Origin of the sequence: Ancylobacter oerskovii (assembly GCF_018390555.1) — a bacterium.
Taxonomy (GTDB): Bacteria; Pseudomonadota; Alphaproteobacteria; order Rhizobiales; family Xanthobacteraceae; genus Ancylobacter; species Ancylobacter oerskovii.
In genome coordinates, this window is sequence record NZ_JAHBGB010000044.1 from 339,448 (window position 1) to 354,063 (window position 14,616).

14 protein-coding genes are annotated in these 14,616 nt (G+C 70.1%); 7 read left to right on the forward strand and 7 right to left on the reverse strand.

The genetic code is table 11. From position 1 onward, the window contains the following. Positions 1 to 434 precede the first annotated feature (434 nt). Positions 435 to 725 carry a putative quinol monooxygenase gene (locus KHC19_RS22615; protein ID WP_213355705.1) on the reverse strand — a complete coding sequence of 97 codons (291 nt, stop codon included), beginning with the start codon at positions 723 to 725 and terminating at the stop codon, positions 435 to 437. Positions 726 to 900: 175 nt separating this feature from the next. On the opposite strand from KHC19_RS22615, the gene KHC19_RS22620 reads away from it, so the two are divergent. Next, the gene (locus tag KHC19_RS22620; protein WP_213355706.1) at positions 901 to 2,523 is read left to right on the forward strand and encodes a peptide chain release factor 3; all 1,623 of its coding nucleotides are present in this window, start codon (positions 901 to 903) and stop codon (positions 2,521 to 2,523) included. A 9-nt stretch (positions 2,524 to 2,532) separates the two neighbouring features. Here KHC19_RS22620 and KHC19_RS22625 read toward each other — a convergent pair whose 3' ends face one another. Beyond that, positions 2,533 to 2,973 carry a L,D-transpeptidase gene (locus tag KHC19_RS22625; RefSeq protein WP_213355707.1) on the reverse strand — a complete coding sequence of 147 codons (441 nt, stop codon included), beginning with the start codon at positions 2,971 to 2,973 and terminating at the stop codon, positions 2,533 to 2,535. A 116-nt stretch (positions 2,974 to 3,089) separates the two neighbouring features. Further along, positions 3,090 to 5,402 carry a tetratricopeptide repeat protein gene (locus KHC19_RS22630; protein ID WP_213355715.1) on the reverse strand — a complete coding sequence of 771 codons (2,313 nt, stop codon included), beginning with the start codon at positions 5,400 to 5,402 and terminating at the stop codon, positions 3,090 to 3,092. Between the two features lie 585 nt (positions 5,403 to 5,987). Between KHC19_RS22630 and KHC19_RS22635 the strand changes: the two genes are divergently transcribed. From KHC19_RS22635 to der, 5 genes are all read left to right on the forward strand, one after another. Then, the gene (locus KHC19_RS22635; protein ID WP_213355716.1) at positions 5,988 to 6,560 is read left to right on the forward strand and encodes an NnrU family protein; all 573 of its coding nucleotides are present in this window, start codon (positions 5,988 to 5,990) and stop codon (positions 6,558 to 6,560) included. 46 nt (positions 6,561 to 6,606) lie between these two features. Beyond that, on the forward strand, positions 6,607 to 7,428 hold the full coding sequence (gene panB, locus KHC19_RS22640) for a 3-methyl-2-oxobutanoate hydroxymethyltransferase (protein WP_213355717.1): 822 nt from the start codon (positions 6,607 to 6,609) through the stop codon (positions 7,426 to 7,428). Between the two features lie 146 nt (positions 7,429 to 7,574). Then, the gene (locus KHC19_RS22645; protein WP_213355718.1) at positions 7,575 to 8,294 is read left to right on the forward strand and encodes a tetratricopeptide repeat protein; all 720 of its coding nucleotides are present in this window, start codon (positions 7,575 to 7,577) and stop codon (positions 8,292 to 8,294) included. A gap of 15 nt (positions 8,295 to 8,309) precedes the next feature. Further along, on the forward strand, positions 8,310 to 8,609 hold the full coding sequence (locus tag KHC19_RS22650; protein ID WP_213355719.1) for a hypothetical protein: 300 nt from the start codon (positions 8,310 to 8,312) through the stop codon (positions 8,607 to 8,609). 24 nt (positions 8,610 to 8,633) lie between these two features. Further along, entirely contained in the window at positions 8,634 to 9,986 is a 1,353-nt protein-coding gene (gene der / locus KHC19_RS22655; RefSeq protein WP_213355720.1) for a ribosome biogenesis GTPase Der, read from the forward strand. Between the two features lie 238 nt (positions 9,987 to 10,224). On the opposite strand, the gene KHC19_RS22660 is transcribed toward der, so the two are convergent. Beyond that, the gene (locus tag KHC19_RS22660; protein ID WP_213355721.1) at positions 10,225 to 10,686 is read right to left on the reverse strand and encodes an Lrp/AsnC family transcriptional regulator; all 462 of its coding nucleotides are present in this window, start codon (positions 10,684 to 10,686) and stop codon (positions 10,225 to 10,227) included. 111 nt (positions 10,687 to 10,797) lie between these two features. Here KHC19_RS22660 and KHC19_RS22665 point away from each other — a divergent pair, with 111 nt between their 5' ends. Next, positions 10,798 to 11,745 carry a DMT family transporter gene (locus tag KHC19_RS22665; RefSeq protein WP_213355722.1) on the forward strand — a complete coding sequence of 316 codons (948 nt, stop codon included), beginning with the start codon at positions 10,798 to 10,800 and terminating at the stop codon, positions 11,743 to 11,745. On the opposite strand, the gene KHC19_RS22670 is transcribed toward KHC19_RS22665, so the two are convergent. The 3 genes from KHC19_RS22670 to purF all read right to left on the reverse strand — a co-directional run bounded on the left by KHC19_RS22670 (position 11,720) and on the right by purF (position 14,593). Then, positions 11,720 to 12,490 (reverse strand): SDR family NAD(P)-dependent oxidoreductase, encoded by a 771-nt coding sequence (locus KHC19_RS22670; RefSeq protein WP_213355723.1) that lies wholly within the window; start codon positions 12,488 to 12,490, stop codon positions 11,720 to 11,722. The two genes, KHC19_RS22665 and KHC19_RS22670, sit on opposite strands and share 26 nt — an antisense overlap. Positions 12,491 to 12,521: 31 nt before the next feature. Next, entirely contained in the window at positions 12,522 to 12,941 is a 420-nt protein-coding gene (locus KHC19_RS22675) for a VOC family protein (RefSeq protein WP_213355724.1), read from the reverse strand. Positions 12,942 to 13,066: 125 nt separating this feature from the next. Beyond that, the gene (gene purF, locus KHC19_RS22680; protein WP_378296987.1) at positions 13,067 to 14,593 is read right to left on the reverse strand and encodes an amidophosphoribosyltransferase; all 1,527 of its coding nucleotides are present in this window, start codon (positions 14,591 to 14,593) and stop codon (positions 13,067 to 13,069) included. Between the last annotated feature and the right edge of the window lie 23 nt (positions 14,594 to 14,616).

Here is a 14,616-nt window from a genome sequence, read left to right on the forward strand (position 1 = left end):
CGATGAGGTGAGGCGGCATCTTTCCCGATGAGACGAGACGAACCGAGATGCGACGAGGCTCGGTCTCGGGCGGCTCTTTTCCCTCTTCCCGTTGGAGAGAGGGGTAGGGTGAGGGGCCTTCTTGGCTTCCCAATGCCGTCACCCCTCACCGACCCGCTGCGCGGGCCACCTCTCCCCAACGGGGAGAGGAAAAGAAAGAGGGGGGCTCCTCTTGCCGATGAGGTGAGGCGGCATCTTTCCCGATGAGACGAGACGAAACGAAACGAAACGAAACGAGACGAGACGAGACGAGACGAGACGAGGCCGGGGCTCGGGCGGCTCTTTTTCCCTCTCCCCGTCGGGGAGAGGGGTAGGGTGAGGGGCCTTCTTGTGCCTCCCCATGTCGTCCCCCCACAACCGCCGCGCCGGCCGCCTCGAAGACGGGCGCCGCCGCCCTATACCCCGATGCCGCCCAGCGGCTCGGTCTCGTGGCGGTTGTCGAAGCCGGCGATCAGCGGCTGCGCCCGGGCGATGGTCGCCTGCACCGAGGGAAGGGCGAGCGAGGCGGCGTGGCTTTCCTTGTCGGTCCAGGCCTCGGTGATCCAGAGCGCATCCGCATGCGAGGGATCGCGGGCGACGACATAGCTGCGGCAGCCCGGCATCGGCGCGATCTCGGCGAGCAGGATGCCGAGCAATTCCTCGCGCTTGCCCGGGGCGGCGATCATCCGGCCGATCAATCCGTACATGGCGGCGTCCTCCAAGGGGGGCAGGGGGCAACCCCGTCCGGCGGAAGGAATAGCGCGTCGGGCGTGCCGTCGGAAGGCATTCGCGGCGCCGGAGAAGGCCCGGAAGGCCGATGAACGGGCCGGCGAGGCGCGCCGCCTCTTGATAAGCCGCGCCATCCCTGCCACATCGGCGGCCATGAACGTTCCATCCAACGCGCTCTCCAATTCCGCCGCCTCGCCCATCGCGCTCGAAGTCGCGCGCCGGCGCACCTTTGCGATCATCTCGCACCCGGACGCCGGCAAGACCACGCTGACCGAGAAGCTGCTGCTGTTCGGCGGCGCGATCCAGCTCGCCGGCCAGGTGCGCGCCAAGAAGGACCGCCGCTCGACCCGCTCGGACTGGATGGCGATCGAGCGCGAGCGCGGCATCTCGGTCGCCACCTCGGTGATGACCTTCGAGTTCAACGGGCATGTGTTCAACCTTCTGGACACGCCGGGCCACGAGGACTTCTCGGAGGACACCTACCGCACGCTGACCGCCGTCGACGCGGCGGTGATGGTGATCGACGCCGCCAAGGGCATCGAGGCGCGCACGCGCAAGCTGCTCGAGGTCTGCCGGCTGCGCGACATCCCGATCATCACCTTCATCAACAAGATGGACCGCGAGAGCCGCGACCCGTTCGAGATTCTCGACGAGATCGAGAAGACGCTGGCGCTCGACACCACGCCGATGACCTGGCCGGTCGGGCGCGGGCGCGATTTCGTCGGCACCATGGACATCGCCACCGGCGGCATGCGGCTGCTCGACGGCGACGAGGGCAAGACCGGCCCTCTGCGCGAGATGAGCATGGGCGCCATCGCGGCGCTCAACAAATCGCTCGACGAAGAGGCGCTCGCCGAGGAACTCGGTCTGGTGCGCGAGGGCTGCAACCCGTTCGAGCTCGACAGCTTCCTCGAAGGCCATCTGACGCCGGTCTATTTCGGCTCGGCGCTGCGCAATTTCGGCGTCGGCGACCTTCTGGAAGGTCTCGGCAAATATGCCCCGCCGCCGCGCGCGCAGGAGGCCGACAAGCGCCGGGTCGAGGCCGAGGAGCCGCGCATGTCGGCCTTCGTGTTCAAGATCCAGGCGAACATGGATCCGAACCACCGCGACCGCATCGCCTTCGCGCGGCTGTGCTCGGGCAAGCTGACGCGCGGCATGAAGGCGAAGCTGGTGCGCACCGGCAAGCCGATGAGCCTTGCCACGCCGCAATTCTTCTTCGCGCAGGACCGCCAGCTGGCCGAGGAGGCCTATGCCGGCGACGTGGTGGGCATCCCCAACCACGGCAATCTGCGCATCGGCGATACGCTGACCGAGGGCGAGGAGCTCAACTTCGTCGGCGTTCCCAGCTTCGCGCCGGAAATCCTGCGCCGGGTGAAGCTGCCCGACGCCATGAAGGCCAAGAAGCTGAAGCAGGCGCTGCAGGAAATGGCCGAGGAAGGCGTGGTGCAGGTGTTCCGTCCCAATGACGGCTCGCCGGCGCTGGTCGGCGTGGTCGGCCCGCTGCAGCTCGACGTGCTGAAGAACCGGCTCGACGCCGAATACGGCCTCGAGGTCGGCTTCGACATGTCGGAATTCCAGCTGGCGCGCTGGGTGTCGTGCGAAGAGACCAGGAAGCTCGACGATTTCGCCACCGCCAACCGCTCCTCCATGGCGGAGGACCTCGACGGCGACCCGGTGTTCCTCGCCCCGTCGGCCTTCATGGTCGGCTATACCGGCGATCGCTGGCCGGGCATCGTCTTCACCGACATCAAGGACGTGAAGAAGAAGGCCGCCTGAGCCCGCCTCTCAGCGGGAGATGACGATGCGGGTGTCCGCCCGCCCGTGGGTGCCGACCAGCCGGTAGAAGGTCGCGGCATTGGCGGGCGCGAGGCGCACGCAGCCATGCGAGGCGGGGCGGCCGAGCCGACGCAGGTCGCCGGTGCCGTGGATCGCCCAGCCGCGATGGAAGAACACCGCGTGCGGCATCGGCGCGTTGTCGTATTTGCGGGAGAAATAGCGCCGGTGCAGCCGTTGCGGGCGGAAGCTGCCGGTCGGCGTCAGGTATCCCTTGCGGGCGGTCGAGACCGGCCAGCTGAACTGCAGCGCGCCATCCACCCATACGTCCATGCGCTGGGCGCCGATGTCGATGCGGGCCAGCACGGCGCCGGCCCGGGCGGGCGGGGCGAGCGCCGCCGCTGCCCCCTGCAGCAGCAGGGCGCCCAGCAGCGCGGCGAGCACCGGTTTCATCTGTCCCGCCTCCCCCGACGGAGCCGACCGGAGGCATTCTGCCATGGCGGCGCGTGCAGCGGGAGGGCGATCGCTACTTATGGTTTGCGGAGGGAAGCACCCTCGCGGCAACACCCTTACGGCAGCGCCTGCGCGGTCGGTCCGTCGCGCCCGCCCGGCTCCGCTTCCGCGGGGCGTCCCGGCGCGCCCGCCGGCATCGCGGCGGGGGTGCGCACGATGTTCGGCAGCTTCTGGAACTCGCGCGCCTGCCAGTTGCGGTCGGTGTGCTTGTAGGTGACACGGCAGCCGGAGACGCAGAAGCCGGTGATCTTGGGCTGGTCGAGCACCAGCACTTCGCCGCCGAGCGTGTCGATCCGCGTCGGATCGTCGACGAGATAGGTGGCGAGGATCCGGGTCATCAGGCCGGGGCCGGTCGACAGCCAGATGGATTCGCGGTCGCCGCGCAGCACCGCTTCCACCGCTTCCTCCAGCGCCCGCCCGATGACGGGATGACCCGGCCGCACGGCGATGAAATTGTTGCCGATGGAGCCGTAGTGCTCCTGCCGCAGGACGAGGCCGCGCCCCGCCAGCACGGCGTCGAGGGAGCCGAGGCAGCGGTCGTCGGCATCGGCATAGACGCCGCCCTCGGCGAACAGCACCGCCAGCCGCAGGAGATCGACCTTGCCGGCGATGGTGGGCATCCGCCGAAAGGCGCGCAGCAGGTCGGTATCGGAGACCTGCCGCAGCCATTCCCGCGTCGAATCGAGGGAGTGCAGCGTGTAGCTCCAGCCGGGATTGTGCGCCCGCCAGCTGCCCATCAGCGTCATCACGTCGTCGGGGATTTCGGGCGTGTCCCAGAACTGGTGGATGTGGCGGGGAATGGCGGCGAGGTCGGGTGCGACGGGCTTGGCGTCGAACCGGCCGCTCTGGCGCAGATGGATCATGAAGCCGACGGCGCAGCCGGTATGGTGGCGATGCGCGTTGACGGTGGCGACCCAGTTGCCGAGCGTGTCCTGGCGGCGCGCGGCCTGGCCGGCGGCAAGCGCCTCGGTGTCGGTCCAGAAATCGTTGAGGATCTCTCCCGCCAGCCCCTGCGACACGTTCATCGAGCGGCGCTGCGGCGTGCGGCGGTTGACCTCCCGCAGGCAGTTCCGCGCCTCGACGACATCGAGCGCCATCAGGTGGATGTCGGCGAGCAGGCGATATTCGGGGGCGGCCATCTCCGGCAGCTTGCCGGTGCGGTAGAGATCGCGCGCCTCGTCGACCCGCCATTGCCCCTTCAGCAGGCTGGCCCGGAGCCGGGTCCTCAGCCGGTGGTCCTTGCGGGTCTTGTCGGGCAGGCGCGCCAGGCTCGCCAGGGCGTCCTCGTGCCGGCCGGTGGCGAGCTCGAGCCGGAAGGCGAGCGTCCTCAGGTCGGTGTCGCCAGGAAAGCGGGCGATGGCGGCGGAAGCCACCATCTCCGCCTCCGGCAGGCAGCCGATATGCAGCAGGTGGTTGGCGAGCGCGAAATGCACCGCCGGGTCGTCGTTCTTCGCCGCCAGCGCCTGCGCCAGCTTCTCCAGCGCCAGCCGGGTGGAGACCAGCCGGCCCGCGGCGTTGGCCAGCCCGAGCCAGGCATCGGTCGGCGAGTCCGGGGTCGCGATGGCGCGCTCGAAGGTCTGCATCGCCTCCGCATCGCGATGGGTGGCGGATTGCCGCCGGCCGAGGGCGACCAGCAGGCCGGGATGCTCGGGCGAGGCCTCCAGCGCCTCGACCAGCACCGCCTCGGCCTCGTCGGCCTTGCCGGTGCGGGCGAACAGATGGCTCAGTTCGAGCACCGGGGCGGCGTTGGAGGGATGCCGCGTCCTGCCCTGCCGCAGCAGGCTCTCGGCTTCCGCCGTGTCGCCCTGCCGCCGCCGGAGCTCGGCGAGCTGGAGGAGAATGTCGAGATCGTCGGGGGGGGCGTCCAGCAGCGGCCGCAGCACCGCCTCGGCCTCCGGCAGCGCCCTGCGCGCCATGAGGATCTCGACGAGCGGCAGGCCGAGCCGGGCCTCGCCGGGGCGCAACGACCAGCCCTGCTGCAGCAGGGCCTCCGCGTCCTGCTGGTCGCGCTGCCGGCGACGCAGGTCGACGAGCAGCAAGCGGGCCTCCAGCTGGTCGGGCACCGCCTCCAGCACCTGCCGCAGCACGGTCTCCGCCTCTTCCTGCGCCTTGGCGGCGATCAGCAGCCGGGCGAGGCTGAGGCCGGCCTTGGAAGGGCCGGAACCGTCCGCCCACAGCCGCCGGAACAGCGTCGTGGCCTCCTCGCGGTCGCCGGCCTTGCGCCGCAGCTCGGCGAGCATCATCAGCGGCGTGGGCTTGCCGGGGGAGGATTTCAGGATCTGGCGCAGCAGGGGCTCCGCCTTGCCGGGCTGGCCGGCGGCGATCAGCGCCTTGGCCTTGCTGAAGCGATCGGTGGGCTCTGAACTCATCGCGTCACCCGCGGCAGCTGTTTCGGATCGGGGCCGCATCCGCGACGGGGCGGTGTCGGTCCGGCCGGAGGGGGCGGACGCTTTTCGAGGCGGAGGGGCATGGGGAGCGATGGGGCGGCTGTCGGGGGCCTGCGCAGGGCTGCCGAAGGTTCGGGACGGGAAGGCACCATTACAATAATCAGCGCAAACCAGGATCAGGGGGATGTGCGGCGGAGTTTGGACGGATGTCTTCGCCTTGTCCAGCGATCTCCCCTGCCTCGCATGAGCGACGAGCGATGAAAATCGCGCAATGTAGTAGGCGCTCGATGCCGGCGTTGCTGTTTGGCCCCGCGGGATTTCCTGCGAGAAGGGTCCGTATTTTTATCGAGACGACGCCGTTTTCTGCAAAATGGTCGGCGAGCGCCCGGTGATGCGGAAGCGGCGGAAAAACGGGCCGGCGCGGGCGCGCATTTCCTTCCATGGCGGGGTGGAGGCGATCCGGCCGTTGCGTCCCGGCTTTCGATGGAATGTTCCACCTTGGACTCGTTCAATTTTGGGCCGGCTTGCTCTAGCGTGGCGCCGCTTCGCTGAAGAGGGGATCGCGACATGCTGCTGATGCTGGCCGGGCTGGTGCTGTTTCTCGCCGCTCATGTGTTCACCACCTTCCGCGAGGCGCGGGCCGGGGCGGTGGCGCGGCTCGGGCTCGGGCCCTACAGGGCGCTGTATTCGCTGGTTTCCATCGTCGCGGTGCTGATGATCGCCTATGGCTATGGCGGCTGGCGCGCGGCGGGGCCGGCGCAGCTCTGGGAGCCGCCCGTCGGCCTGCGGCATCTGGCGCTCGCCCTCATGCTCGTCTCCACCATCGCCATCGGCGCCTATCTGGTGCCGAGCCATGTCCGGGCGTGGCTCAAGCATCCGATGCTGGTGGGGGTGAAGGTCTGGGCGCTGGCGCATCTGCTCGCCAATGGCGACGCCGCCACCGTCACCCTGGCCGGGGTCATCCTCGCCTGGGCGGTCTATGACCGCATCGCGGTGAAGCGGCGCGGCGTGCCGCTGCCGGTTGCCCCGCGGGGATGGGGCGGCGACGTCGTTGCGGTGCTGGTCGGCCTCGTGCTTTATGCGGCGCTCGCCTTCTGGTTCCACCCCTATGTGGTCGGCGTGCCCGTCATCCCGACCTAAGTCGATGCCGGACCTAGAAGAACCGGCCGAAACGAGGAAGTGCCCGATGTCCGTCCAGTCCGCCGCCCGTCGTCTCACCGCTCCCGACATCCGCGCCCGCAAGGGCGGCGAGCCCATCGTCTCGCTCACCTCCTACCACGCCCACACCGCCCGGCTGATCGACCCGCATGTCGACTTCATGCTGGTGGGCGATTCGCTGGGCATGGTGATGCACGGCATGGAGACCACGGTGCCGGTCACGGTGGAGATGATGATCCTGCAGGGGCAGGCGGTGATGCGCGGCTCGTCGCGGGCGCTGGTGGTCGTCGACCTGCCCTTCGGCTCCTATGAGGGGTCGCCGCAGCAGGCCTTCGCCACCGCCTCGCGGGTGCTAAAGGAGACCGGCGCCGGCGCGATCAAGCTGGAGGGCGGTCGCCGCATGGCCGAGACCGTGCGCTTCCTCGCCGATCGCGGCGTGCCGGTGATGGGCCATGTCGGCCTCACCCCGCAGGCGATCAACACGCTCGGCTCCTTCAAGGCGCTGGGCCGCGACGAGGCGAGCGCGGCGCTCATCCTCGACGATGCCCGCTCCATCGCCGATGCCGGCGCCTTCGCCATCGTGCTGGAGGCGATCTCCGAGCCGCTGGCCCGCCAGATCACCGCCGAGGTGGCGCCGCCCACCATCGGCATCGGCGGCTCCTCCGCCTGCGACGGCCAGATCCTGGTGCTGGAGGACATGCTCGGCCTCTCGGACCGGGTGCCGCGCTTCGTCAAGAAGTTCGCCGAGATCGGCCCGGCCATCGGCGCCGCGGTGGAGGCCTATGCCAGCGAGGTGCGCGCGCGCTCCTTCCCCGCCGCTGAGCACGTCTACGCCCCCAAGAAAGTGTGACCGGCGGGCCGGCGCGCGGCGTCAGGGCGGCATTTGCCTTGCTGAAGCCGCATCGCTAGTTTACGCGGCCTCCTCAAGGTGCCGGACTGCCGCCGCTTCGCGTGCGGCGCCGGCACATCCCGAACAGTTTTCCCACGGATCGCGACATGGCTGACATCTTCCACGAAATCGACGAGGACCTTCGTCGCGAGCGGTTCGCCCGCCTGTGGAAGCGCTATGGCTGGCTGCTCATCGCCGTGGCGCTGCTCATCGTCGCCGGCGTCGCGGTCTGGCGCGGCATCGAATGGTGGAACCTGCAGCAGCAGCAGGAATCCAGCGCGCGCTTCGAGGCGGCGCTGAAGCTCGCCGCCGAGGGCAAGAGCGGCGAGGCGGAAGGCGCCTTCGCCGAGCTGGAGAGGAGCGGCACCGCCGGCTACGCCACGCTGGCGCGCTTCCGCGCCGCCTCCGCGCTGGCGCCCACCGACCGCGCCGCCGCGGTGGCCGCCTATGACGCCATCGCCGCCGACGGCAGGATCAGCCCGCTGATGCGCGACCTCGCCCGGCTGCGCGCCGGCTTCCTGCTGGTGGACACGGCGCCGCTGGCGGACGTCACCGCCCGCATGCAGCCGCTGAGCGAGGCCACGGGGCCGTTCCGCAATTCGGCGCGGGAGGCGATCGGCCTTTCCCAGTACAAGGCCGGCGACTACGCCGCGGCCGCCAAGACCTTCGAGGCGATCCTCTCGGACGGGCAGGCGGCGCCGGGCCTGCGCCAGCGCGCCGATCTCATGCAGAAGCTCGCCAGCGCGAGCGCTCCTCCCGCCGAAACGGCGCCGGCTCCCGCGGCGACGGCGCCTGCCGCCGCGCCGGCGGCTCCGGCCGTGCAGTAACAAGGAGACACCGGCATGCCGTCCCTGAAGCGTGACAACCGGCGCGCCGTGCGCCGCGCGGCTCTGGCGCTCGCGGCGCTGTCTCTGGCCTTCGCCACCGCCGGCTGCGGATCGATGGATTTCGACAAGCTGAATCCCTTCCAGGAGAAGGAGAAGAAGCTGCCGGGCGCCCGGACGTCGGTATTCCCGGAAGGCGTGCCCGGCGTCGACTACAACGCCGCGCCACCGCAGCCGGCCAATTCCGGCTATGACTATTCCGCCTCGAGCGCCAGCCCGTCGGCCGCCGGCTCGTCGGGCACCACGCCGGCCCAGTAACCACCGGCGCGGGGGCGCCACGCCATGACCATGACCGTCGCCATCGTCGGCCGCCCGAATGTGGGCAAGTCGACGCTGTTCAACCGCCTCGTCGGCAAGCGCCTCGCGCTGGTCGACGACCGCCCCGGCGTGACCCGCGACCGGCGCGAGGGCGACGCGCGCCTCGGCCATCTCGAATTCCGCGTCATCGACACCGCCGGCCTCGAAGAGGCCAAGGCCGAGAGCCTCGAGGGCCGCATGCGCGCCCAGACCGAGGCGGCGATCGACGACGCCGACGTGCTGCTGTTCCTCATCGACGCCCGCGCCGGCCTCACCCCGTCCGACCGCGCCTTCGCCGAGCTGGCCCGCCGTTCGGGCAAGCACACCATCCTGGTCGCCAACAAGAGCGAGGGGAAGGACGCGCTGGCCGGCGCGCTCGACGCCTATTCGCTCGGCCTCGGCGACCCGGTGGAGCTCTCCGCCGAGCATGGCGAGGGCATGGGCGAGCTGGTGCGGGCGCTGATGCAGTGCTGGCCGGACGAGGAGGAGACCGAGGACGAGGACGCCGAGGCGGAGGAAGGCAATCGCCGCATCCGCGTCGCGGTTCTCGGCCGCCCCAATGCCGGCAAGTCGACGCTGATCAACGCCCTGCTCGGCGAGGACCGGCTGCTCACCGGCCCGGAGGCCGGCATCACCCGCGATTCCATCGCCGTCGACGTCGAGCGCGCCGGCGTGCGGCTGAAGCTGTTCGACACGGCGGGCATGCGCAAGCGCGCCCGCGTCGAGGACAAGCTGGAAAAGCTCTCCGTCGCCGATGGCCTGCGCGCCGCCCGCTTCGCCGAGGTGGTGGTGGTGATGATGGACGCCACCCATCCCTTCGAGGAGCAGGACCTGCGCATCGCCGATCTGGTGGTGCGCGAGGGGCGGGCGCTGGTGCTGGCGATTTCCAAGAGCGATCTTGTCCGCGACCAGGCCGGCATCGCCAAGAAGATGCGCGAGGAGGCCGATCACTGGCTGCCGCAGGCGCGCGGCATGCCGGTGGTGATGGTCTCCGGCCTCACCGGCGACGGGCTCGACCGGCTGGTGCGGGCGATCAGCGAGGCGCACGAGGTGTGGAACCGCCGCGTCGCCACCAACCCGCTCAACCGCTGGCTGATCGAGACGACGACCGACCATCCGCCGCCGGCGGTCTCGGGCCGGCGCATCAAGCTGCGCTACATCACCCAACCCAAGAGCCGGCCGCCGAGCTTCGTGCTGTTCTGCTCGCGCGCCGACGCGTTGCCGGAGAGCTATATCCGCTATCTGGTGAACGGGCTGCGGGCCACCTTCGATTTGCCCGGCGTGCCGATCCGCCTCACGCTGCGCGAGAAGGACAACCCCTACGCCGAGAAGGACTGAGGGGCCGTCCGCAGCAGGAATGGCTCTCCCGCGCCCTCCGCGCGGGCCCGCTCCACAGGCCGCCGAAGCGACAGGCTCCCTCTCCCCGAGGGGGAGAGGGGTGGGGTAAGGGGGCTCCACGCTCCCCAATCGCTAGAGCCCCTCACCGACCCGCTGCGCATGCCGGCCCTCCCGTGAGGAAGGACATGCCCCAACGGAAAAAGGCCTTCGTCGGCCTCCCCATCCGCAGGGCCGAATCTCATTCCAGCGGCGGCAGCCGCCTTCGCACCGCCTGCGACTTGATCACCGCCGTCGAGGTGGTCGCGTGATCGGCCAGCGCCTCCAGCACGCTGTCCATCTCCTCGACGTCGCGGACCACCATGCGGGCGAGGAACGGGTCGTCGCCGGTGATCTTGTGGCATTCGACGATGTTCGGGCAGGCGTCGATCAGCTGCTCGACCAGGTGCAGCTTGCCGGGCAGGGGCCGGATGCGCACCATGGCGCTGATCGCATAGCCGAGCGCCCGCGGGTCAATCTCGGCGCAAAAGCCCTTCAGCACGCCGGTCGCTTCCAGCCGCCGCATCCGCTCGGCCACGGCCGGGGCGGACATGCCGACCAGCCGCGCCAGCTCGCTGACCGCCAGCCGCGCGTCGCGGTCGAGCGCGGCAAGCAGGCGGGCATCGGTGGCGTCGAGCGCCGCTTTTCCGTTCCGAGGCGGCATCGGCCTTTCTCCTTCGATCCTGAAGCATCTTCGGCGAAAAGGCTGCGTTTCTCCATTCGAATCGGCCTCGGGGAGTGGCATGCTCGCCCTCTCCCAAAACGGAATCCCGACATGTTCATCGGCATCCTCGCGGGCCTCGCCACCGGCGCGCTGTGGGGTCTTTCCTTCGTGGCGCCGCGGGCGGTGGTGCCCTTCACCGTGCTGGAGCTGTCGGTCGGGCGCTATCTCCTGTTCGGCATCATCTGCCTGGTGCTGATGCTGGATGCGCGCTTCCGGCCGGTCGGCCTCACGCCCCGGCAGCGGCTCACCGGCTTCGCGCTCGGCGCCCTCGGCTATTTCGGCTATTTCCTCACCATCTCCCACGCCGTGCTGCTCGCCGGGCCGGTGGTGCCGCCGCTGATCGCCGGCACCGCGCCGGTCGTCCTCGCGGTGATCGGCAATCTGCGCGAGTCGGCCGTGCGCTGGCACCGGCTGCTGGCGCCGCTCGGCCTCATCGCCGCCGGGCTGGCGGTGGTGAACGCCGCCGGGCTCGGTGAGGCGCCGCCGGATGACGCGCTCGACATGTTGGCGGGCATCGGCCTGTCGGTGGCGGCGCTCGCGGCCTGGGTGATCTACGGGCTGGTCAATGCGGTGGTCATGCGCGCCGACGGCGCGCCCTCGGCGCTGCGCTGGACCGGGCTGCAGGGTCTCGGCGCCGGCACGGCGGCTGCGCTGCTGCTGCCGGTGGTGCTGCGGGCGCCCACGCTGCCGACGGTCCCCGACGACGCAACGCGTTTCCTCATCTGGCTGCTGGTGATGGGCGGCGTGGTGTCGTGGTTCGGCACGTATTGCTGGATGGTGGCGTCGCGGCAGCTGCCGCTGGCGCTGTCGGCCCAGCTCATCGTCGCCGAGACGGTGTTCGGCCTCGGCTACGGCCTCGCCTATGAGCAGCGCCTGCCGACCTCGGCGGAGGCCATCGGCACGCTGCTGCAACTGGTCGGCGTGGTGCTGGCGGTGGCGATCTTCACCCGCCGCGCCGCACCCCGCCGAGCCGTCACGCCGGAACCGGGAATTCCTTGAAGGCGCGGCTGGGGAAGTCGTAGAGCCGGCCGGTCTCGGCAAAGCTCGGCAGGCAGAGGGCGAGGATCGCCTGCGCCACTTCTTCCGGCGCCGGCAGGGTGCTGGCATCCTCGCTCGGAAAGGCCCGGGCGCGCATGCGGGTGCGGATCGGCCCGGGATTGATCAGGTTCACCTTCAGCGCCGAGACATTGGCGGTCTCCGCCGCCCAGGTGCGGGCGAGCACCTCCAGCCCGGCCTTGGTCACCGCATAGGGGCCCCAAAAGGCGCGGGCCTTGTGCGCGGCGCCGGAGGAGACGAACACCGCCCGCCCGGCATCGGACAGCCGCAGCAGCGGGTCCATGGAGCGGATCAGTCGCCAGTTGGCGGTGAGGTTCACGTTGAGCGGGCCCTCGAAATCCTTCGGATCGATCTGGGCGAGCGGCGTCATCGGCCCGAGCACGCCGGCATTGCCGACCAATATGTCGAGCTTGCCGAAGCGCTCATAGAGCGCGCCGCCGAGCCGATCGATGCCGGCGAAGTCGAGAATGTCGAGCGGCACCAGCGTCGCGGTGGAGCCGGTCGCGGCGATGGCGTCGTCGAGCTCCTCCAGCGCGCCCTGGGTGCGGCCGGTGGCGATCACATGCGCGCCGGCTTCGGCGAGGGCGAGAGCGGTGGCGCGGCCGATGCCGCGGGTGGCGCCGGTGACGAGGGCGAGCCGGCCCTCCAGCGGCCGCGCGGGAGTGTCGCTCGCAGGCGTGTCGGTCATCCGGCGTTCCTCGGGTGGTTTCTGCGGGAGTTCAGTGGCTGTCGTCGGTCAGCACCACGGAGGGTGCCGAGCGCTTGGCCGGGCCGTGGGTGACGGCTTCGATGTTATTGCCCTCGGGGTCGAGCACGAAGGCGGCATAATAGCCCGGGTGGTAGTCGCGCGGGCCCGGGGCGCCATTGTCGCGCCCGCCATTGGCGAGCGCCGCCTCGTAGAAGCGCTCCACCGTCTCGCGGTCGGCCGCCTGGAAGGCGAGGTGCGCGCGCCCGGTGGTCGGCTGGCCGGGCGAGACGAACAGCTCGTCGGCGTAGAAATAGCCCTCGCCCTCGACGACGGGCACGCCGATTACCGTCAGCACCGCCTTGTAGAAGCGCTTGCAGGCCTCATAGTCGGCGACGACGAGCTGGATATGGTCGATCAGCCGGCCGCGGTGCCACTGGTTGAGTTCGACCATGTCCGTTTCTCCCGATCCGTTTGGCAACCGCTGAAGGTGAAGAGGCTTCCTCTCCCCCGCGGGGAGAGGAACGCCAAAGAGGCTCACCCCTTCAAGGCAATCTATACCCGATCCCCGACCCCGGTTCAGCTGGCCTCGGCGAGCAGCGACAGCTGGCGCGAGGGCACCTCGCCGGTGCGGTCGGTCAGCGGCGTCGGGTATTCGCCGGTGAAGCAGTGGTCGGTGAACTGCGGCTGCGCGTTGTTGCGGCCCTCATAGCCCATGGCGCGGTAGATGCCGTCGATGGACAGGAAGGCGAGGCTGTCGGCGCCGATATAGCGGCGCATGCCCTCGAGGTCGTGGGTGGCGGCCAGCAGCTTGTCGCGGTCCGGCGTGTCGATGCCGTAATAGTCCGGGTGGGTGATCGGCGGCGAGGAGATGCGGAAATGCACCTCGCGCGCCCCGGCCTCGCGCATCATGCGGACGATCTTCACCGAGGTGGTGCCGCGCACGAGGCTGTCGTCGATCAGCACGATGCGCTTGCCCTCGACCACCGAGCGGTTGGCCGAGTGCTTCATGCGCACGCCCTGGTCGCGCACCGATTGGGTCGGCTGGATGAAGGTGCGCCCGACATAGTGGTTGCGGATGATGCCGAGCTCGTAGGGCAGGCCGGACGCCTGCGAATAGCCGATCGCCGCCGGCACGCCGGAATCGGGAACGGGCACCACGAGGTCGGCTTCGGCCGGCGCCTCGGCGGCCAGCTGGAAGCCCATATTCTTGCGCACCTGGTAGACCGAGCGCCCGCCCACCACCGAATCCGGCCGGGCGAAATAGATGTACTCGAAGATACAGGGGCGCGGCGCCACGGCGGGGAAGGGACGCAGCGTCTCCACCTTGTCGGAGGAGAACACGATCACCTCGCCCGGCTCGACGTCCCGCACGAAACGCGCACCGATTATGTCGAGGGCGCAGGTCTCGGAGGTGAGGATCGGGTGGCCGTCGAGCTCGCCGAGCACCAGCGGACGGATGCCGAGCGGGTCGCGGGCGCCGACCAGCTTCTTGTTGGTGAGGCCGACAAAGGCGTAGGCGCCCTCGATCGCCTTCAGTGCGTCGACGAAGCGCTCGGTGAAGCGCGGCCGCTTGGAGCGGGCGACGAGGTGCAGCATCACCTCGGTGTCGGAGGTGGACTGGCAGATGGCGCCGTCGCGGATGATCTGGCGGCGCAGCGTCAGGCCGTTGGTGAGGTTGCCGTTATGGGCGATGGCGAAGCCGCCGCCGTCGAGCTCGGCGAACAGCGGCTGCACGTTGCGCAGGATGGTCTCGCCGGTGGTCGAATAGCGCACATGGCCGACCGCGATGTGGCCGGGCAGGCGCTTGATCGCCTCGCCGTCGGAGAAGGCGTCGCCCACGAGGCCGAGCCGGCGTTCCGAGTGGAAGCGCGTGCCGTCATAGGTGACGATGCCCGCCGCTTCCTGGCCGCGATGCTGCAGGGCGTGCAGGCCGAGCGCGGTGATGGCGGCGGCGTCGGGGTGGCCGAACACGCCGAACACGCCGCATTCCTCGCGCAGCGTGTCGCCATAGGGATCGAACAAGTCGGTCCCCGACTCACGCGAAGCTGCTCGTCCATTCCCCGCGAGGTCGATGGCCGAAGTCTCAAGGGTCCTGTGGGTCATGTGACCTTGCTCCGCTTCACGCA